Source organism: Devosia equisanguinis, assembly GCF_900631955.1.
Taxonomy (GTDB): domain Bacteria; phylum Pseudomonadota; class Alphaproteobacteria; order Rhizobiales; family Devosiaceae; genus Devosia; species Devosia equisanguinis.
Genome location: NZ_UZWD01000023.1, coordinates 270,321 through 287,789, shown reverse-complemented (window position 1 = coordinate 287,789; position 17,469 = coordinate 270,321). Strand labels below are relative to the sequence as shown.

The following is a 17,469-nucleotide window of genomic DNA, read 5'->3' as shown; positions in this document are numbered from 1 at the left end:
GATGGACCCCCACCCTCAATCCCTCCCCTCAAGGGGGAGGGAGGCGAAAGCGCCCAGAGTCCACCTCAGTTTGAAATGATCTAGTGGGTGGGACGCAGCGGGACACCATCCCCACCCCAAACGCGATGCAACTCCGCCCCCTTCTTCAGGGGGAGGCCGGGAGGGGGTGTGCAGCACGCTCAAACCCAAATGCTACAAACCCATCCTTGGCAGGACGGGTGCCCCCCCACGCAATCAGGCGCTTTGTTTGAGAGCGACGCCGGCCTGTTCGAGATGGGTCTTGAGCTCGCCCGACTGGAACATTTCGCGGGTGATGTCGGCGCCGCCGATAAACTCGCCCTTGACGTAGAGCTGGGGAATGGTCGGCCAGTTGGTATAGGCCTTGATGCCGTCGCGCAGCTCTTCGCTTTCCAGCACATTGGCGCTGTCGAACTCAACGCCGAGATAGTTCAGGATCTGCACGACCTGACCGGAAAAGCCACACTGGGGAAAATCGGGCGTGCCCTTCATGAACAGGAACACGTCGTTATTCTTCACCTTATCGTCGATGAAGGCATTGATATCGAACATGGGAGGAGCCTTTCAATAATTCCGGTTTCAAGGGCCGGCTGAAGCTGGCCTCTAAATAGGATAGCTTTGCGGCGCTGTCGAGGTGAGCGATGTCACTGCATGGCCTCACTGCGTGGCGCTGCAGCGGCTCTCCCCGGTCTTGGCGATCGCGCCGGTAGCAACTTCGAAAATACGCTCTTCGGCGATCACCGCGCCCAGCCCATTGGCTTGATATTCGGCAAATTCCGGGCAGGTCTTGTCGGTGCCCTCGGCCACGCGCTCCCAATAGACCACGCGATCTTCGTCCACCGCGAGGTCGTCGTCGGCGGCCACGTCGACCACCTTGCTGCGGCTGTCGAGGTCATAGATCACCACGTCGCCATCCGGTCCGGTCGAGCGGGTCAGCGCCAGGTATTTGCCAGCCAGCCCCGCATACCACAGCGGGTCATCGGGATTGCCGATGCTGAAATCGCCTTCGGCCTCGACGAATTCGCATTTGATCTTCCCCTTGGCGGGCGCCCGCACCAGGAAATCGGTGCCGACATCGTCGGTGCGTTCCTGGGAGATCACCAGATAATGCTCGTTCTGGAAGCATTGGGCCTCCTGGGCCTGGGCGGAGACGGCAAAACCCAGAAGGGCGAGGGTCGAAATCAGCAGGGCTGCTCTCATTGGTCTGTTCCTGAGCGTCGATATGGCGCGGTGACCACACGCATAGCGCGGGCGCGGGCCAATGCAAATGGTCAGATGCGCCGCGCGATGAAAGGATGGCTGGTCACATCGGCATTGCCGGTGAACAGCACCGTCTCCCAGCCGGCCTTGCTGGCGACATCGAGCACTTTTTGCGTATCGTCGAAAAACAGCGGCGGCTCGTCGAAGGCGATCATCCGACCCTCGGCCATGCCGAAGAACTTCTTGTCATATTTGGTCCGCCCGAAGCGGGCCGAATAGAACATGTCGGCGAAAAAGCGCTGCAGCCCGATGCTTTGCCACAGAAACTGGGCTCTCGAATGGTCCTGATTGGTGGCTAGGTAGAGCACCACATCGTCCCGGCGCTGCAACCGGGCGATGACCTCGAGCAGCGCAGTATTGGGATTGCAGTCAAAGCTCAGCCACAGATCGAGAATCGCCATGGTCGGACCCTTGTAACCAAAGGCTTTCAGGCGCTTGTCCAAAGCCTCGACCATCGGCACCTCGCCGATCAGCACCCGCTTGAGAAAAATGTCGAAGATGAATTCGCGCTGGAAGCGATCGGCATTGATGCCACGCTCCTGCAAGGCCGCGTCCCAGGCGTCCCGCTGGTCCGGCGTCGCGTGATAGCCATGCACCAGCACGCCATCGACATCGAAAACCAGCGCCCGTTTCATTGATCCAATCCCCACATTGGTGTTCTCATAACCCGCCTTATGCCGACGCCCTCATTGGGTTCTCCCGCAAAGCGTGGGTTGATGTGCAGATGGGTGTGAAAGACATGCTGTCCGCCCGCCGCGCCCACATTCCATCCCAATGTGTAGCCATCGGGGCGGTGATGCGAGAAATACGCCTTTGCCGTGGCCAATGCGGTGCCGAAATCGGTCCACTCTTCCGGCAGCAGGCCGAACGGGTCGTCACTATGACGTTTGGGAATGACCATGCCGGCCAGAGGGACCATTGGGTCGATGCTCCCGAGCATATAGAAGTGCCCAGTCTCGAAAATGGGTTCGTCCAAAAGCAGTTCGTTTTTGAGGCAAAAGCGGCACCCCGGTCGCGCCGCCATTACTTGCGTCCCGGCGCCACGATCCCAAGTCCGGCAAGCACTTCGCCTGGGATTTTGAGATCTTGAATCACTTCGGTGTGGCGGCGGAAGCCAATCAGTTCGCGCTGCACGAAATAGCACCAGACTGCGTCGCGCGCCTCGGCCAGCCATTGCTCGCGCTCCGTGCCGGAGGCGAGGCCGGCCACGGCCTTGATGACGCGCGTTTCGGCTGCGCCCAGCGAATTGGCGCGTTCGGCGAGGATTTCATGTTCAATGGCTGCGGTGCCGGCCTCGGGCCGGACCATCCGGATCAGGTCGAGGGAATCGCGCAGCCCGGCCATTAGTCCGGCGCGTTGGTCTGCAGCGCCAGGGCATGCAGGGCGCCGCCCATGTCACCCTGCAGAGCCGCGTAAACCAGCTGGTGCTGCTGCACGCGGCTCTTGCCGCGGAACTGCTCGGAAATCACGGTAGCGGCATAGTGGTCGCCGTCGCCGGCAAGGTCGCGGATTTCGATCTGGGCGTCAGGCAGGGCGGCCTTGATGCGGCGCTCGATCTCGGTGGCGTCCATGGGCATGTCCGGTCTCCATTGCTTGATTCACCGGACGGGGCCCGGCACCTGCTCCTGATATGGCATGCAGGTGGGGCAGGTTCAACATCGTCGGCCTATTGAGCCGGCTCGGCGGCCGGTTCTTCCACAGTGGCACCGACGCAGCAATCGGCATCCGAACGGGTGGCAAAATTGGCGATGATGAAATCGACGATCGGCCGCGCCTGCTCCGTCACTTCGGTGGCGAACAGGCAATCGAGCGAATAGCCACGGCCATTCGACACGGTTTCGGTATGCACCAGCGTCAGCGGCACACCCATGGTGGATTCGGGGCTGGTGCCGTCATAGAAAAGCGCCTTGGCGTCCTGATAGGCGGTGGTGCCCTTGGTGCCCAGGGTGAAACCGGGCATGGTGCCCGCCCAGGCGGTCACGACGCTGGCGTCGTCGAGTTCGGCCAGCGCCTCCTCGGCGGTCCAGTCGGTATCCTCGACAGGGATCACCTGCAGATTGCACTGCAGCGGCGCATTCGGGTGGTTGATCACCAGCGGTTCGCCGGCGCCGCCACTGGCCAGCATGGTGTCGGGATAGATCAGCGTGTAGGGCTGGTCGGGCAGGATGGAGCGGGTGAGGTTGACGCTCTGGGCGAATGCCACGGCGGGGAGAAATCCCGTGCTCAGGCTTGCGGCAATCGCCAGGGTTCGAAACAGCATCATCATCCTCTCCAAGCTCGCGACTGCCGCAGTAGCATGCAGCTAAGCATCCCAAACCGCGGCAATCATAAGGCAGCACCCACGAGGGTGCATCTCACTTGTTCATAATCCGTTCATTATGCGGTCATGAACGAGGGGAACCAGGACTCGTGAGCCTGGGTCAGGGTGGCCACGGCGACCGGTTCGGCATTGCCCAGAATGAGGCTATTGCCACCGGTGGTGCCGATCCAGGGCGCGTGAATATCCAGCGCCTTGGCCTCTTCCCAGAGCGCCGCAATGGCGTCGCCCTGCGGGTCGAGGTTCAGGGTCACGAGGTAGCGCCCCTGGTCTTCGCCAAAGAATTGCGTAACGGAATCAACGCCTTCCGCTTCCGTCACCCGCGCGCCGATGCCGCCGGCAATGGCCATTTCAGCCAGCGCCACGCCCAGGCCACCATCGCTGAGATCGTGGCAGGCGGTCACGACGCCGGAGCGGATCAGCTTGCGCACGAAGTCGCCGGTCTTCTTTTCAGCCGCCAGATCGACATGGGGCGCATCGCCTTCGCAACGGTCGAACAGATCACGCAGATAGATCGACTGCCCCAGGTGCGTCCCCCGCTCAGCCGGTCCGCCGATGAGGAGGATAGGTTGATTTTCCTCAACGAAACCAATGCCTACGCTCTTGTTCCACTCCGGCAGCAGGCCTACGCCACCGATGGTCGGTGTCGGCAAGATGCCCCGGCCATTGGTCTCGTTATAGAGGCTGACATTGCCCGAAACGATCGGGAATTCCAGCACCCGGCACGCCTCGCCAATGCCCTGAACGGCCTTGACGAACTGCCCCATGATCTCCGGCCGCTCGGGATTGCCGAAGTTGAGATTGTCGGTCGCGGCCAGCGGTTCTGCACCGGTCGCGGTCAGGTTGCGCCAGGCTTCAGCGACCGCCTGCTTGCCGCCCTCGAACGGATTTGCCTCGCAATAACGGGGGTTTACGTCCGACGTGAACGCCAGGCCCTTGGTCTCTGCGCCATCGACGCGGATCACGCCGGCATCGCCGCCAGGGCGCTGCATGGTATTGCCCTGGATGAGGGTGTCGTACTGCTCATAGACCCAGCGCCGCGACGAGCACTGATGCCCGCCGACCAGCTTGATCAGGGCCTCGGCCACATTCATCTTGGGCACATCGGCCGCTGCGAGAGCCGCAGGAATCCTGGGTTCTACCCATGGCCGATCATATTCGGGCGCCTCGTCGCCGAGCTCCTTGATCGGCAGATTGGCGACTTCCTCGCCCTGCCAGAGCACGCGGAAACGCAGGTCGTCCGTGGTCTTGCCCACAGTGGCAAAGTCCAGTTCCCACTTCTCGAAGACCTTGCGGGCCTCGGGCTCCTTTTCCGGATGCAGCACCATGAGCATGCGCTCCTGGCTTTCCGACAGCATCATCTCATAGGCTGTCATGCGCTCTTCGCGAACCGGCACCTTGTCGAGATCGAGCTCGATGCCGAGGTCGCCCTTGGCGCCCATTTCGACGGCCGAGCAGGTAAGGCCCGCAGCCCCCATGTCCTGGATGGCGATCACTGCGCCGGTGGCCATGAGCTCGAGGCAGGCTTCCAGCAGGCGCTTTTCAGTGAAAGGGTCCCCGACCTGCACGGTGGGGCGCTTTTCCTCGATATCGTCGCCGAACTCGGCCGAGGCCATCGTGGCGCCGCCGACGCCGTCGCGCCCGGTCTTGGCGCCGAGGTAAACCACTGGCAGGCCTACGCCTTCCGCCTTGGAATAGAAAATCTTGTCGGTATCGGCGAGGCCGGCGGCGAAGGCATTGACCAGGTTATTGCCATTGTAGCGGGCATCGAATTCGACTTCACCTGCGACGGTGGGCACGCCAAAGGCATTGCCATAGCCGCCGACGCCCGCGACGACGCCGGAGACCAGGTGGCGGGTCTTTTCATGCTCGGGCGCGCCGAAGCGCAGCGCGTTCATTGCCGCGACCGGACGGGCGCCCATGGTGAAGACGTCACGCAGAATGCCGCCGACCCCGGTCGCCGCACCCTGGTAGGGCTCGATGAAGCTCGGATGGTTGTGCGATTCCATCTTGAAGACGACCGCCTGGCCATCGCCGATATCGACGACGCCTGCATTTTCGCCCGGACCCTGAATGACGCGTGGGCCGGTGGTCGGCAGGGTGCGCAGCCACTTCTTCGAGCTCTTGTAGGAGCAGTGTTCGTTCCACATGGCCGAGAAGATGCCGAGCTCTGTATAGGTCGGCTCGCGGCCGATCAGGTCGAGAATCTTCTGGTACTCATCCGGCTTGAGACCGTGGTTGGCGACCAGTTCGGGTGTGATGGCGATGTCGTTACGAAGGGTCATGGAGAAACTGTCCGGGAGGTTCGGGCAAGAAGCATGTCGGCCGCGATGACGGCGAGCGCCAGCGCTGCCAGAAACGCGGTCATGTAGAGGGCGTTGATGCCGACCTGGGCATAACCCAGCTTGGCGGCATTGAGGATGGGGTATGGGTATTCCTGAACCCAGGCGCCGCGCGCCATGGCGTAGAAGAAGTATACCAGCGTCGGAACGATCATCACCGGTAGTTTCGCCCAGCGCAGCAGGCCGTGGCGCTGGGTGATGGCCCACCACAGCACATAGACGACCGGCGCGACGTAGTGCAGCAGGCTGTCGGCCAGAACAAAAAGACCCTCCAGCGACTGCAGGAAACGCAGCACGAAGAAGACGTAGAGCCCGACCAGCGCAATATTGGCCGCCACGATGCCACGCACAAGCGGCGTGCGGAAAGGCGCCAGCCATCCCCAAGCCGTCAGGGCCGACAGATAGACCAGCACGACGGCGATATTGTTGAGGATGGTGTAGTAGGAAAAGAAATGCCCGAGTGCGCCGGGCAGGTCACGGCCAGAGGCAAGCAGCGCCTGCATCGAGATGGCGAATTGCAGGCCCAGGCCCGCTGCGCCGATCAGCAGACCCAGCCAGGTCAGCGCGCGGCGCAGGTCCATCACGCCACCTGCTTGAGCACGGTAGCAAACAGCGCCCGGCCATCGTCGCCGCCATGGGCGGCCTCGATCAGGTTTTCCGGGTGCGGCATCAGGCCCAGCACGTTCTTTTCGGCGTTGAATATGCCGGCAATGTCGTTGAGCGAGCCATTGGGGTTGGTGCCCTTGGCATAGCGGAACGCCACCTGGCCATTACCTTCAATGCGCGCCAGTGTTTCGGCATCGGTGAAGTAGTTGCCGTCATGATGCGCAACCGGGCAGCGGATGATCTGGCCCTTGGAATAGCCGCGGGTGAAGTCGGTATCGGCGTTGGAAACCTCGAGCTTGACTTCGCGACAGACGAACTTCAGCGAGGTATTGCGCATCAGGGCGCCGGGCAGCAGGCCCGCTTCGATCAGGATCTGGAAGCCATTGCAGACGCCTAGAACCTTGACGCCGCGCGCGGCGCGTTCGCGAACCTTGTCCATGATCGGCGAGCGGGCGGCGATGGCGCCACAGCGCAGATAGTCGCCATAGGAAAATCCGCCCGGGATGACGATCAGGTCGGCGTCAGGAATATCGGCATCCTGGTGCCAGACCACGGCGGGCTTGCTGCCCCCGATCTTGGTCAACGCCGCGATCATGTCGCGGTCGCGATTGAGTCCCGGAAACACGATGACGGCGGCCTTCATCGCTCGATCCTTTGTCACTGAGGGGTGTGCGAGGCCCTTGTGGTGAGTCTTGCTCGAAAAGGCAAGCCTTTCCGCCATGCGACATCATCTCTGGGATGGCCTGCTCCCACATGGAGAGAACTCGGCGCGGGGCGCGGGCACACCCGATCCGCCAGCCGTGTTGACGAATTGGTGAAATCTGTCGAATAAGACTGGGTCATACCACGATGGCCTCGTGGCGGAGAGTTACGCGGTGGATTGCAACTCCACTTACCCTTGGTTCAAGTCCAGGGCGAGGCCTCCATCCCCCCGGCGAAATAGGGGTTGGGATGATTTTGGTTTTCAGGACGCTTTAGTGTTTTTTGGTGACAGTTTTGCTGTCTTTGTGCTCATCTGCGGTCAGCCAATGGTTGGCCTTGGGGCTCGAAGCGTCGCAATTTGAAATTATTACTTCCAGACTGCGGCCTATTCCGCGGGAATTGCCTTTCTGCGGGGTGAGCCATTTGTCCCCGGCAGGTGGGCCCAGGACGGGCGCTCGAACAGGAACTTGCCCAGTCCGGTCACCTGCGTCAGCCACCACAGCACCAATGGCGCTGTAATGGCGACGATCATGGTCAGAAGGCTCACAATGTTGGGCTCGTGGACGCCGAGGGCGAGCAGTAGGGTGCGGGCGATGCCCATGGGAAGCACGAAGGCCACATAGATGACCAGCGACTTGCTGCCCAGCCAGCGCAGCCAGTCCATCCAGGCAATGGTCGACAACAGTGCCGCGCCGATCACAATGGCAGTCGCACCGGCAAATGCGAGGATCATGTGCAGGATGGGCAGGGCGCCCCATCCTATCTGGATGTGAACCGGGTCCATGCGGAAGCCGGGCGAAAACACCATGACCGCATTGATAGCGGCCCAGGCCGCCAGCACGCCGAGTGCCGCTCGTGTGTTGGCGCTGCTCCAACTGGCCAGTGCGAAAAGGTGCGGCGCGAAAACGTAGCCACCATAGAAGTAGACGAAATAGGCGGCGAACTGGTCGATCAGATAGCTGCCGGTATGGATGCTGGCGATCTGCAGACCGGCCGCGACCAACAAGACTGCCCAGTGCGGCACCTTGCCCTGGTGCAGCAGTTTGCTGACCAGCCCGAAAATGCCCAGCATGTAGATGAACCACAGCACGCCATAGGGTTCGACAATAGCGAAGGCGAGCGCGCCAAGCGCGCCACCTGGATCGCGGCCGATCAGGGCAATTTTGAAGACGATGTGGATGACGGCCCAGAGGGCGTAGAAATACAAGTAGTGCACGATGCGGCGATCGGCATAAGCGCGCCAGGGCCGGTCGATCACCTGCGACAGGAAAAGGCCCGACAGCATGAAGAATTCCGGCATGCGGAACGGCATGGCGAAGGCGATGGTCCAGTGCAGGAACCCGGTCTGCCCGGTATCCTCCCCCACGCTGGCGGCGCAATACATGATGACGACAAGGAAAATGGACAGGCCCTTGGCCATATCCACCCAGTCCAGACGCTTGCGTGTGTCGCTCATGTAACGCTCCGAATTTCGCAGCAGCATCCTAGAGCGCTCGCGCCACCGCTTTGATAACGCCGGTGCCATTGCAGCGCCAAAATCCGAAAATGGTAAGTAGTCGGCTAAAAGACTGGGTCTAATTGTTGAGGGAGAGCGACATGGGCGGTTCCATCAGGCGCTCCGGAGTGATTTTAGAGGAATTTAACAGCTGTCCGCCTAGACATTGACAAGATCTGGGGGATGGGCCGTGACCACAAGACTGCGCTTTCCGGCTGCTTTCAGGGCAGAGTTAGCCCGTAGCGTTCGCAGCGACTGGCCTCTCTATGCCCTCAGCGCCGGCTTTTTCCTGTTTGGATTGATCCACGCCGTCGGGCGCGACTATTCGATCATCGGCATGATCGATCAGTATGCGGTGAAGTGGACTGTAAACTTCATGATCATCGGGCCGTTTTTCGCTTTCGTGGTGGGTGTAGTCCACATTGCCTGGCGCATGAAGGGGCGGAAGCGTTTGTCCTATCGCACCATGGTTGCGCCGCGCCGCCTGGCACGCCTTTTTGCCGGAACATTGTTTTTGCTGACCGGCGGGCTGGTATTCACCAGCGCCTTTTCGGCTATCAAGACCTCATTTCCCCAGGGCCAAGGCTTCGTCTACGACCACCTTCACGCCGATATCGACAACGCCATGCATTTCGGCGTCGATCCCTTCCATCATCTCTATGCTTTCGGCCAGCATGACTGGCTGTTGCGGATTGTCGAGCTGAACTACGGTATCCTCTGGTTCATCATCTGCTATTTCTCGCTTTATGTGGTCATGACCTCGCCGCGGATGGAGAAGATCCGGCTGCGCTTTGCGCTGACCTGGCTGGGGAGCTGGGTTGTCGTTGGGACGGCAATGGCCAGCACCTGGCTTTCCGCGGGGCCGGTCTATTATGGGCGAGTCACGGGCGATACCGCGCGGTTTGCCGAGCAGGCCGCGTTTTTATCCAGCACATCGTCTGAATCGGCTTCGGCGCACATGTTCCAGGAATATCTCTGGACGCTTTATCAAAGCGGGACGATCGGGCTGGGCTCTGGCATTTCCGCATTTCCCTCGATGCATGTGGCGCTGGCCACGGTGGTCGCGCTCTATGCCTGGGAATGGTCACGCAAGCTTGGCTTTGTTGCCTGGGTCTATGTCGCCTTCATCGTCTGCAGTTCGGTTTATCTCGGCTGGCATTACGCCATCGATGGCTATGCATCGATCGTCGTGGTTAGCGGCCTTTACTGGGCATTGCGGGTACTGATGCCCAATCTTGGGCGTCTGCGCTGGGGCTTGTCCGCTCGCGCTCTCCCCGAGGCTTTGACAGCACAAATAGAAAAACGGGCCTGAGCCCGTTTCCAAGATAATCCAGAACTGTCGGAAATCTTGCGAATCCCGGCCGTATGAGCGCGGGATTCGGGAGGCGATCCGGCGTTGCTGAAATCAGCGTCGCCGGAATCGGCTCGTCACATCGGTACCGAGGCATAGGCCGCGAAGAGCAGGCCGAGCGAGGCGACGAACATGACGGAGAGAGCGATGGTTTTGCGCATGATGGTAGGGTCCTGCGCCAGGGTACGCGGCGCGATGGAAAGGATTGCCACGAAGGCGTTAATTTGAAATTTCGATCGCGAAGTTTTCGATGACAGTGTTGGCGAGCAGCTTTTCACACATCGCTGTGATCTGTGAACGCGCTGCTTCCACATCGGTTCCCTCGATATCCAGGTCAAAAACCTTGCCCTGGCGGACCCCATGGACCCCGCCAAAACCCAGGCTGGCCAGCGAGCCTTCGATGGCCTGGCCCTGAGGATCGAGAACGCCGTTTTTCAGCGTGACGATGACGCGCGCTTTCATCAGCTCTCTCCGCTTTGCTTACTGGACGAGACGCGGACCAGTGGTCAGCGCATTGTCGTTTTCAACAAGGATGCCAAGGCGCTGGGCGACTTCGCGGTAGCTTTCGACCAGGCCGCCGAGGTTCTCGCGGAAGCGGTCCTTGTCGAGCTTGTTGCGGGTCTTGATGTCCCACAGGCGGCAATTGTCCGGGCTGATTTCGTCGGCCAGCACGATGCGCATGAGGTCGCCTTCATAGAGGCGGCCACATTCGATCTTGAAATCGACGAGCTGGATGCCGACGCCCATGAAGAGGCCAGTGAGGAAGTCGTTGATGCGGACCGCCAGGCTCATGATGTCATCGAGTTCGGCCGGGTTGGCCCACCCGAAGGCGGTGATGTGCTCTTCGGAGACCATCGGGTCGCCAAGCGCATCGTCCTTGTAGCAGAATTCGATGATCGAGCGTGGCAGGCGGGTGCCTGGCTCGAGGCCGAGGCGCTTGGCCAGCGAGCCGGCCGCGTAATTGCGCACGATGATCTCGAGCGGGATGATCTCGACTTCCTTGATCAGTTGCTCGCGCATGTTGATGCGGCGCAGGAAGTGGGTCGGGATGCCCAGATCGTTCAACTTGGAGAAGATGAACTCGGAAATCCGATTGTTCAGCACGCCCTTGCCGTCGATGACCTCATGACGAGCGCCGTTGCCGGCTGTCGCATCGTCCTTGAAGTACTGAACCAAAGTGCCCGGCTCGGGACCCTCGAACAGGATCTTGGCCTTGCCCTCATAGATTTTACGTCGACGGTTCATGAACGAATCCGCTGTCATGGAGAGGAGGGGTGGATTTGGCCGCTTCATGCGCCAGAACGAGGCCAAAAAGCAAGGCCTTTCCGATGATGGGCTTAACGCGGGGGCATGGGGTCGCACCGACCGGCCCGAAGTTGATTTGAGGGCGAAGAGCGCTTATGTCCAAGGCGATAGCCGGTTAGGCGGCGCACAGAGCCATTTGGGAGAGACCATGAGCCAGTTTGAAGATCGGCAGAAGGGCCAGGAAGCCAAGTTTGCTTTCGACGCCGAAAAGAAGTTCAAGGCCGAGGCACGCCGGAACAAGCTTCTGGGTCTGTGGGTTGCCGAATTGCTGGGTCTGAGCGGCGATGCCGCCAATGCCTATGCCGCAGAAGTGGTTGCGGCCGATTTCGCCAAGCCGGGCGATGAGGACGTGTTCGAAAAGGTCTCGGGCGATCTCAAGGCCAAGGGCGTCAATATCGACGACGCCGCCATTCGCGCCAAGATGAGCCAGCTGGTGGCCGTTGCCAATGAGCAGGTCGCTTCAGAGGGCTGACCGACCCGCCATGCAGTTCAGAAATGAAAAGGGAGCCGGCACTGCCGGCTCCCTTTTTGTTGGCCCGGTTATCCGAGCGTGATGGCGGTTACGTCATGGGCGGTGCCGTTCATCTTCCACTTCACGGTCACCTTGTCGCCGGCCTTCAGGTTGGCGGGTGCGTTGAAACCGGCTGGCAGCACATAACTGCTACCATCGGCCAGCTGCAGCGAGCGCGCCTTCAGGTCGATCTGCTTGACCGTGCCCGAGATGGACTGCTCCGCCTGCGTCGAGACGGCGGCTGCGGTGGTGGATGCCGCGAATGCCGCTCCGGCAGGAGCCATTGCGACCAAAGCGAGGAATGCGGGAACAAGAATTTTGCGCATGATACGTCTCCGTAAGTCCGCGCGGACCAGCTTAGCTGGCCCTCGATAGCCGGTTTTCAGGGGTCGTCGCGTCGCGAGATCATTCGTTCTCGCCGGCGGCTCCAAACCGACGAGGACTGGTTTAGGCCCGTCCAAACGCCTTTTCAAATTAAGAAGATTTAATTCCGATCGCGGCGAAAGTGCCGCAATTCCTGACACTTGCGGCGGATTTCAGGCATTTCCCGGTCGGTCTGGAACCACTCCAAACTGGGCGTGGCTCAAGACCCTTTGGGCACAAGCATGGCCATGCCGATCGAGGCTGGCATGACCGGCTCAAAGCCATATTTGGCGTAGAGATGCTTGGCGTCCCCATCGGCGATGAGGCTGACATAGGCGCCTGCCGGCGCGTGGGCGGTCAGGTGATCCATCAGCGCAGTCATGATGGCCTTGCCGAGGCCCTTGCCGTGATGGGCGGGCATCAGCGCGATGTCGACAATCTGGAAGGCGGTGCCGCCGTCGCCGATGATCCGGCCCATGCCGATGGCGTGGCCCTTGTGCTCGACCGTCACGCCAAACCAGCTATTTGGCAGGCCCTTTTCGGCCTGTTCGAGCGTCTTGGCACTGAGCCCTGCCTCCACCCGCAAGCGCACATAGTCGGCGACTTCGGGCGTGCGCGCGACGATGGTGTAACCCGCCGTCACAGCCGCTGCATCAGCCGGGTGAACATCAAAAGGCCCTCGGGCCAGGGGCCGTGGCCGGAATCGACATTGATGTGGCCTGCCTCACCGGCCTGATGGAAGTCGGAGCCCCAGCAACTGGCAAATTCCGCGGCCCGCTCCAAGGTCACATAGGGATCGTTGCTGGAGGCGACGAGCATGGATGGAAAGGGCAGGGGATCGCGCGGGATCGGGCGGAAAACATGGATAGCCTCGGGCGCCGCCGAGCTTTCCTCAACATCGGTCGGCGCGACGAGGAAGGCACCGCGCACATTGTCGGGCAGGCGCGGTGCGGCATGAACCAGCGCCGAAACCGATGTCGAATGCGCCACGAACACCACCGGCCGTTCGGTCAATTCGGCGGCCTTGACGATGGTGTCGACCCAGTCGTCGGCATTGGGCTCCCACCAGTCGGCCTGCTCGACGATGGCGGCAGTATTCATCTTTTCCGCCCAGCGCGTCTGCCAGTGGCCCGGCTTGATGCCGCCGAGCCCTGGCAGGATCAGAATGTCCGCTTCCGCAATCCTCATGCGCCAAAGACCCGGTTGAAGATCGTGTCGACATGCTTGAGGTGATAGGCGTCGTCGAACATGGCGTCGATTTGCGCGTCGCTCAGAGTCACTTGCGCATCGTCCTTGAGGTTCTGCGCAAACAGACCGGTGCGGTCGCCGCGGTGCTCCCAGACCTTCATGGCATTGCGCTGTACGGCAGCATAGCTGTCCTCGCGGCTGTAGCCGGCCTGGGTCAGCGCCAGGAGCATGCGCTGGGAATTATGCAACCCGCCCAGCAGGTCAAGATTTTTGCGCATGTTTTCAGGATAGACGACCAGCTTGTCGATGACGCTGGTGAGGCGGGCCAGGGCGAAGTCGAGGGTGATGGTGGCGTCCGGGCCGATCATGCGCTCGACCGAGGAATGCGAGATGTCGCGCTCGTGCCACAGCGCCACGTTTTCCAGCGCCGGGGTGACCATGCCGCGCACGAGGCGTGCGAGGCCGGTGAGGTTCTCGGTCAGCACCGGATTGCGCTTGTGCGGCATGGCCGATGAGCCCTTCTGACCGGGGGAGAAATACTCTTCGGCTTCCAGGACTTCGGTGCGCTGCAGGTGACGGATTTCGACGGCGACGCGTTCGATGGACGAGGCGATGACGCCCAGCGTTGCAAAGAACATGGCGTGGCGGTCGCGTGGGATCACCTGGGTGGAGACCGGCTCGATCGAGAGGCCGAGCTTTTCGGCGACATATTCTTCCACCTGCGGATCGATATTAGCAAAGGTGCCAATGGCACCGGAAATGGCCGCCGTTGCGATCTCGTCGCGGGCGGCGACGAGGCGGGCGCGGTTCCGGCTGAATTCGGCATAGGCCTCCGCCAACTTGACGCCGAAGGTGGTGGGTTCGGCATGGATGCCGTGGCTGCGGCCGATGGTGATGGTGTTCTTGTGCTCATAGGCGCGCTTCTTGAGCGCGGCCAGCAGGGCGTCGATATCGGCCAGCAGGATATCGGCCGCGTTCTTGAGCTGCACCGAAAGCGTGGTGTCGAGAATGTCGGAAGAGGTCATGCCCTGGTGCACGAAGCGGGCATCGGGACCGACGATTTCGGAGAGGTGCGTCAGGAAGGCGATGACGTCGTGCTTGGTGGTGCGCTCGATTTCATCGATGCGTTCGACGTCGAAGCCGTAATTGCCCAGCTCGGCCTTGCGGGCATTCATGACCTCCCAGATCTTGTCGGCGCTTTCCTTGGGCACGACACCCAGTTCTGCGAGCTTGGAGGTGGCGTGCGCCTCGATCTCGAACCAGATGGCAAAGCGGCTCTCCGCCGACCAGTTGGCAACCATTTCAGGACGGGAATAGCGCGGAATCATGGGTTCAGCCTTGGTAAGTCAGAGTTTGATTCAGTTGCGAGGCAATGTGTTTTCCACGATCACCCCCACCCGGCCTCCCCCTGAAGGAGGGGGAGGAGTAGGGCGGTGTTTGTCTCAGGATCGAGTCCACAACTCGATCGGTCCCTCCCCCTACCAGGGTGAGGTTGGGTGGGGGCCTTGCTAAACCACCAACCCCGTTGCCGCGTCGCGGATCGCCTTGATCCGGCTGGCATAGGTCGATGGGTCGTTGCCCGCATAAATGGCCGAACCGGCGACCAGGACATTGGCACCAGCGGCCACGATTTCTCGAGCGTTGTCGGCGGTGACACCGCCGTCGACCTCGAGATCGATGTCACGATTGCCGATCAGCGCTTTGGCCTGGCGGATCTTGTTGAGGCTTTCGGGGATGAAACTCTGCCCGCCAAAGCCTGGATTAACCGACATCACCAGAACCAGGTCACAGTCGTCGATAACATGCTGGATGGCCGAGACGGGCGTTGCCGGGTTCAGCGCCACACCGGCCTTCTTGCCCAGGCCCCGAATGGCCTGCAGCGAGCGGTGCAGATGCGGTCCGGCCTCGGCATGGACTGTGATGATATCGGCGCCAGCCTTGGCGAAATCGGCGAGGTATGGATCAGCCGGGGCGATCATCAGATGCACGTCGAATACGGCATCGGTCAGCGGGCGCACCGATTTCATCACCGGCGCGCCGAAGCTGATATTGGGTACAAAGTGGCCGTCCATAACGTCGACATGCACATAGTCGGCCCCGGAGGAGATGATCGCCGTCACTTCCTCTCCAAGCCGCGCGAAATCGGCGGAGAGAATGGACGGCGCAATGCGCAGGGGGCGGGTGGTCATGGAGCGCCTCGGTCTCTGTGCGGTTGCCGGTGCTGTAGCGCGCGGCGGCCCAACCGGCAAGGCTTGCCACCGCTTGCCGCACTAAACCTTGGTCGAAAATCCGCTATTGCGGTCCAGCGCCGCCATCAGCTGCTCCTGGAGCAAGGAACGCGCTTGCCGCCAGTCGCCACTGCGCACCGGCATGCGGGCGACAAGGTTGATCTTGCTGTCGTCCATGCTGTCCACCAGCACTTCACCGGCAACACCGGCTTCCGAGTAGGGGCTCTTGAGCGCCTCGGTCAGTTCGGCGCGCACTTTGGTCAAATCGGCCATGCGCGGAACCGAGAAGGCAATCTCGACCATGCGGCTGGCCTCGCGGGTGTAGTTGACGATCCGAGCATTGGAAAGCTTGGAATTCGGCGCGAACATGAAGACGCCATCCGCAGTGCGCATGCGGGTCGCAAACAGCTCAACCTCCACCACCCAGCCCTCAATGCCGTCGGCATTGATATAGTCGCCGACCTTGAAGGGCTTGAGGAAGAGCAGCATGATTCCGGCCGCGATATTGGAGAGGGTACCCTGCAGTGCCAGCGCGACGGCCAGACCCGCCGCACCCAGTACCGCCAGAATCGACGCCGTCTGCACGCCGAACTGGCCGAGCACGATGACGATGGTGACACACAGAATGCCGTAGCGCGTGATCTCGCCGACCAGCGGTGCGATGGTGGCGTCGTTCTTGAGCCGGGCACGGATCAGATTGGTCATTTGGCGAGAAATGAGGTCGGCCATGATCCAGCCGACCGCCAAAACCACGACGGCGATGACCACATTCCAGGCATTGGCCAGCACCCAGGCGGTGGAAACACCAAAGATATCCGAATTGTCCACGTCTTGCTTCCTTGATTGGTATTCGAAGGTCCAAAGGCACAAGCGCGCCGATGGTTGCGCCTCGACTTGCCACGATGGCGTCTGACGAGGAAGGCCGATGCTCACATAGCCGCGATGCGACCGCGCGGCTCATTGCCTTCTGCAGCGAGCGCGATACACAGGGCGCAAGCAAGGAGCGTCATCGTGGAATTTTCCCTGCCATTGGTCATCGGAGCGGGCGTGCTGAGCTTTCTCAGCCCCTGTGTGCTGCCGCTCGTGCCGCCTTACCTCACCTATATGAGCGGGGCGAGCTATGATCAGTTGCGTGCCGAAGCTGTGGGCGGATCGGCCGGCAAGCTGACGGCGCGGGTTGCTTTCACCTCCATCTTCTTCATCCTTGGCTTTACCGTGGTTTTCGTCACGCTGGGCGCGACGGCAACGGCCTTTGGCCAGGCTTTTCGGCAATTGCTGCCGATCATTACCCCGATAGCTGGGATCGTCATCATCGCCATGGGCCTGCATTTCCTCGGCGTGTTCCGCATCGGCCTGCTCGACCGGCAGTTGCGGCACAATGGGCCAGGGGTCGCCTCCGGACCGCTGGGCGGATTCCTGCTCGGCCTGGCCTTCGCCATCGGCTGGACCCCCTGCATCGGACCGGTACTGGCGGCGATTCTGTCGGTAGCGGCGAGCCGCGATACGGCCTGGGAAGGCGCCAGCCTGCTCGGGCTCTATTCGCTGGGACTGGGCATTCCCTTTTTCCTCGCCGGCATCGCCATCGGCCCCTTCCTCACCTTTTTCCAGGGCTTCAAGAAGCATCTGGGCATAGTCGAGAAAGTCATGGGCGGGTTGCTGATCGTCACCGGCATCCTTTTCCTCACCGGCGATTTCACCCGCATTTCCTATTGGTTCCTCGAGACCTTCCCGGTGCTGGCTACCTTCGGCTGAGCAAGATTGCGTTAACCTTGCGGGGGGTTGG

At 61.3% G+C, this 17,469-nt stretch carries 23 protein-coding genes and 1 tRNA gene; 4 read left to right on the top strand and 20 right to left on the bottom strand.

Annotation, left to right across the window (positions count from 1 at the left end):
• Nucleotides 1-234: 234 nt before the first annotated feature.
• From grxD to purQ, 10 genes are all read right to left on the bottom strand, one after another.
• A complete protein-coding gene (grxD, locus tag DEVEQU_RS09245; RefSeq protein WP_126150267.1) occupies nucleotides 235-570 on the bottom strand; it encodes a Grx4 family monothiol glutaredoxin in 336 nt (111 codons plus the stop codon).
• Nucleotides 571-675: 105 nt separating this feature from the next.
• On the bottom strand, nucleotides 676-1,218 hold the full coding sequence (locus DEVEQU_RS09240; protein WP_126150266.1) for a hypothetical protein: 543 nt from the start codon (nucleotides 1,216-1,218) through the stop codon (nucleotides 676-678).
• 71 nt (nucleotides 1,219-1,289) lie between these two features.
• Nucleotides 1,290-1,913: an HAD family hydrolase gene (locus DEVEQU_RS09235; protein WP_126150265.1), complete on the bottom strand. Its 624-nt coding sequence runs from the start codon at nucleotides 1,911-1,913 to the stop codon at nucleotides 1,290-1,292.
• Nucleotides 1,910-2,302, bottom strand: a complete 393-nt coding sequence (locus tag DEVEQU_RS09230; protein ID WP_126150264.1) for an HIT domain-containing protein — start codon at nucleotides 2,300-2,302, stop codon at nucleotides 1,910-1,912. Before DEVEQU_RS09230 ends, DEVEQU_RS09235 begins: the two co-directional genes overlap by 4 nt.
• Complete coding sequence (locus DEVEQU_RS09225; protein WP_223214156.1) at nucleotides 2,302-2,622, bottom strand: DUF6665 family protein; 321 nt, start codon at nucleotides 2,620-2,622, stop codon at nucleotides 2,302-2,304. Before DEVEQU_RS09225 ends, DEVEQU_RS09230 begins: the two co-directional genes overlap by 1 nt.
• Nucleotides 2,622-2,855, bottom strand: a complete 234-nt coding sequence (locus DEVEQU_RS09220; protein ID WP_126150263.1) for a BolA family protein — start codon at nucleotides 2,853-2,855, stop codon at nucleotides 2,622-2,624. The genes DEVEQU_RS09225 and DEVEQU_RS09220 overlap by 1 nt, the downstream gene beginning before the upstream one ends.
• Nucleotides 2,856-2,944: 89 nt before the next feature.
• Nucleotides 2,945-3,541: a hypothetical protein gene (locus tag DEVEQU_RS09215; RefSeq protein ID WP_126150262.1), complete on the bottom strand. Its 597-nt coding sequence runs from the start codon at nucleotides 3,539-3,541 to the stop codon at nucleotides 2,945-2,947.
• Between the two features lie 113 nt (nucleotides 3,542-3,654).
• Nucleotides 3,655-5,880, bottom strand: coding sequence for a phosphoribosylformylglycinamidine synthase subunit PurL (gene purL / locus DEVEQU_RS09210; RefSeq protein ID WP_126150261.1), 2,226 nt, complete (start codon nucleotides 5,878-5,880; stop codon nucleotides 3,655-3,657).
• A complete protein-coding gene (locus DEVEQU_RS09205; RefSeq protein ID WP_126150260.1) occupies nucleotides 5,877-6,518 on the bottom strand; it encodes a Pr6Pr family membrane protein in 642 nt (213 codons plus the stop codon). Before DEVEQU_RS09205 ends, purL begins: the two co-directional genes overlap by 4 nt.
• A complete protein-coding gene (gene purQ, locus DEVEQU_RS09200; protein WP_126150259.1) occupies nucleotides 6,518-7,186 on the bottom strand; it encodes a phosphoribosylformylglycinamidine synthase subunit PurQ in 669 nt (222 codons plus the stop codon). The genes DEVEQU_RS09205 and purQ overlap by 1 nt, the downstream gene beginning before the upstream one ends.
• Nucleotides 7,187-7,394: 208 nt before the next feature.
• On the opposite strand from purQ, the gene DEVEQU_RS09195 reads away from it, so the two are divergent.
• A tRNA-Cys gene (locus tag DEVEQU_RS09195) sits at nucleotides 7,395-7,469 on the top strand.
• Nucleotides 7,470-7,630: 161 nt separating this feature from the next.
• Here the strand turns inward: DEVEQU_RS09195 and DEVEQU_RS09190 are convergent.
• Nucleotides 7,631-8,701, bottom strand: a complete 1,071-nt coding sequence (locus DEVEQU_RS09190) for an acyltransferase family protein (protein WP_126150258.1) — start codon at nucleotides 8,699-8,701, stop codon at nucleotides 7,631-7,633.
• A gap of 229 nt (nucleotides 8,702-8,930) precedes the next feature.
• Between DEVEQU_RS09190 and DEVEQU_RS09185 the strand changes: the two genes are divergently transcribed.
• Nucleotides 8,931-10,052: a phosphatase PAP2 family protein gene (locus DEVEQU_RS09185; protein WP_126150257.1), complete on the top strand. Its 1,122-nt coding sequence runs from the start codon at nucleotides 8,931-8,933 to the stop codon at nucleotides 10,050-10,052.
• Nucleotides 10,053-10,168: 116 nt separating this feature from the next.
• Here DEVEQU_RS09185 and DEVEQU_RS20225 read toward each other — a convergent pair whose 3' ends face one another.
• Genes DEVEQU_RS20225 through purC form a run of 3 tightly spaced genes read right to left on the bottom strand, consistent with a single transcriptional unit; the run spans nucleotide 10,169 to nucleotide 11,336 of the window.
• Entirely contained in the window at nucleotides 10,169-10,303 is a 135-nt protein-coding gene (locus DEVEQU_RS20225) for a hypothetical protein (RefSeq protein WP_268907398.1), read from the bottom strand.
• 7 nt (nucleotides 10,304-10,310) lie between these two features.
• Nucleotides 10,311-10,556 carry a phosphoribosylformylglycinamidine synthase subunit PurS gene (gene purS / locus DEVEQU_RS09180; RefSeq protein ID WP_126150256.1) on the bottom strand — a complete coding sequence of 82 codons (246 nt, stop codon included), beginning with the start codon at nucleotides 10,554-10,556 and terminating at the stop codon, nucleotides 10,311-10,313.
• A gap of 15 nt (nucleotides 10,557-10,571) precedes the next feature.
• Nucleotides 10,572-11,336, bottom strand: coding sequence for a phosphoribosylaminoimidazolesuccinocarboxamide synthase (gene purC, locus DEVEQU_RS09175; RefSeq protein ID WP_126150255.1), 765 nt, complete (start codon nucleotides 11,334-11,336; stop codon nucleotides 10,572-10,574).
• A 208-nt stretch (nucleotides 11,337-11,544) separates the two neighbouring features.
• Here purC and DEVEQU_RS09170 point away from each other — a divergent pair, with 208 nt between their 5' ends.
• Nucleotides 11,545-11,868: a DUF1476 domain-containing protein gene (locus DEVEQU_RS09170; protein ID WP_126150254.1), complete on the top strand. Its 324-nt coding sequence runs from the start codon at nucleotides 11,545-11,547 to the stop codon at nucleotides 11,866-11,868.
• Nucleotides 11,869-11,936: 68 nt separating this feature from the next.
• On the opposite strand, the gene DEVEQU_RS09165 is transcribed toward DEVEQU_RS09170, so the two are convergent.
• The 6 genes from DEVEQU_RS09165 to DEVEQU_RS09140 form a co-directional block, all read right to left on the bottom strand.
• The gene (locus DEVEQU_RS09165; protein ID WP_126150253.1) at nucleotides 11,937-12,233 is read right to left on the bottom strand and encodes a DUF1344 domain-containing protein; all 297 of its coding nucleotides are present in this window, start codon (nucleotides 12,231-12,233) and stop codon (nucleotides 11,937-11,939) included.
• Nucleotides 12,234-12,490: 257 nt separating this feature from the next.
• Nucleotides 12,491-12,913, bottom strand: coding sequence for a GNAT family N-acetyltransferase (locus DEVEQU_RS09160; RefSeq protein ID WP_126150252.1), 423 nt, complete (start codon nucleotides 12,911-12,913; stop codon nucleotides 12,491-12,493).
• Nucleotides 12,910-13,458, bottom strand: a complete 549-nt coding sequence (locus DEVEQU_RS09155; protein ID WP_126150251.1) for an RBBP9/YdeN family alpha/beta hydrolase — start codon at nucleotides 13,456-13,458, stop codon at nucleotides 12,910-12,912. The genes DEVEQU_RS09160 and DEVEQU_RS09155 overlap by 4 nt, the downstream gene beginning before the upstream one ends.
• Nucleotides 13,455-14,786 (bottom strand): adenylosuccinate lyase, encoded by a 1,332-nt coding sequence (gene purB / locus DEVEQU_RS09150; RefSeq protein WP_126150250.1) that lies wholly within the window; start codon nucleotides 14,784-14,786, stop codon nucleotides 13,455-13,457. Before purB ends, DEVEQU_RS09155 begins: the two co-directional genes overlap by 4 nt.
• A 180-nt stretch (nucleotides 14,787-14,966) precedes the next feature.
• Nucleotides 14,967-15,647 (bottom strand): ribulose-phosphate 3-epimerase, encoded by a 681-nt coding sequence (gene rpe, locus DEVEQU_RS09145; RefSeq protein WP_126150249.1) that lies wholly within the window; start codon nucleotides 15,645-15,647, stop codon nucleotides 14,967-14,969.
• Nucleotides 15,648-15,728: 81 nt separating this feature from the next.
• Nucleotides 15,729-16,514, bottom strand: coding sequence for a mechanosensitive ion channel family protein (locus DEVEQU_RS09140; protein ID WP_126150248.1), 786 nt, complete (start codon nucleotides 16,512-16,514; stop codon nucleotides 15,729-15,731).
• 183 nt (nucleotides 16,515-16,697) lie between these two features.
• Here DEVEQU_RS09140 and DEVEQU_RS09135 point away from each other — a divergent pair, with 183 nt between their 5' ends.
• Nucleotides 16,698-17,438, top strand: a complete 741-nt coding sequence (locus DEVEQU_RS09135) for a cytochrome c biogenesis CcdA family protein (RefSeq protein ID WP_329601456.1) — start codon at nucleotides 16,698-16,700, stop codon at nucleotides 17,436-17,438.
• Nucleotides 17,439-17,469 lie beyond the last annotated feature (31 nt).

Excerpts from the sequence above, each read along its gene's own strand:
- grxD (WP_126150267.1), bottom strand. The coding sequence starts at position 570 with ATGTTCGATATCAATGCCTTCATCGACGATAAGGTGAAGAATAACGAC.
- DEVEQU_RS09240 (WP_126150266.1), bottom strand. The coding sequence starts at position 1,218 with ATGAGAGCAGCCCTGCTGATTTCGACCCTCGCCCTTCTGGGTTTTGCC.
- DEVEQU_RS09235 (WP_126150265.1), bottom strand. The coding sequence starts at position 1,913 with ATGAAACGGGCGCTGGTTTTCGATGTCGATGGCGTGCTGGTGCATGGC.
- DEVEQU_RS09230 (WP_126150264.1), bottom strand. The coding sequence starts at position 2,302 with ATGGCGGCGCGACCGGGGTGCCGCTTTTGCCTCAAAAACGAACTGCTT.
- DEVEQU_RS09225 (WP_223214156.1), bottom strand. The coding sequence starts at position 2,622 with ATGGCCGGGCTGCGCGATTCCCTCGACCTGATCCGGATGGTCCGGCCC.
- DEVEQU_RS09220 (WP_126150263.1), bottom strand. The coding sequence starts at position 2,855 with ATGCCCATGGACGCCACCGAGATCGAGCGCCGCATCAAGGCCGCCCTG.
- DEVEQU_RS09215 (WP_126150262.1), bottom strand. The coding sequence starts at position 3,541 with ATGATGCTGTTTCGAACCCTGGCGATTGCCGCAAGCCTGAGCACGGGA.
- purL (WP_126150261.1), bottom strand. The coding sequence starts at position 5,880 with ATGACCCTTCGTAACGACATCGCCATCACACCCGAACTGGTCGCCAAC.
- DEVEQU_RS09205 (WP_126150260.1), bottom strand. The coding sequence starts at position 6,518 with ATGGACCTGCGCCGCGCGCTGACCTGGCTGGGTCTGCTGATCGGCGCA.
- purQ (WP_126150259.1), bottom strand. The coding sequence starts at position 7,186 with ATGAAGGCCGCCGTCATCGTGTTTCCGGGACTCAATCGCGACCGCGAC.
- DEVEQU_RS09190 (WP_126150258.1), bottom strand. The coding sequence starts at position 8,701 with ATGAGCGACACACGCAAGCGTCTGGACTGGGTGGATATGGCCAAGGGC.
- purC (WP_126150255.1), bottom strand. The coding sequence starts at position 11,336 with ATGAACCGTCGACGTAAAATCTATGAGGGCAAGGCCAAGATCCTGTTC.
- DEVEQU_RS09170 (WP_126150254.1), top strand. The coding sequence starts at position 11,545 with ATGAGCCAGTTTGAAGATCGGCAGAAGGGCCAGGAAGCCAAGTTTGCT.
- DEVEQU_RS09165 (WP_126150253.1), bottom strand. The coding sequence starts at position 12,233 with ATGCGCAAAATTCTTGTTCCCGCATTCCTCGCTTTGGTCGCAATGGCT.
- DEVEQU_RS09155 (WP_126150251.1), bottom strand. The coding sequence starts at position 13,458 with ATGAGGATTGCGGAAGCGGACATTCTGATCCTGCCAGGGCTCGGCGGC.
- purB (WP_126150250.1), bottom strand. The coding sequence starts at position 14,786 with ATGATTCCGCGCTATTCCCGTCCTGAAATGGTTGCCAACTGGTCGGCG.
- rpe (WP_126150249.1), bottom strand. The coding sequence starts at position 15,647 with ATGACCACCCGCCCCCTGCGCATTGCGCCGTCCATTCTCTCCGCCGAT.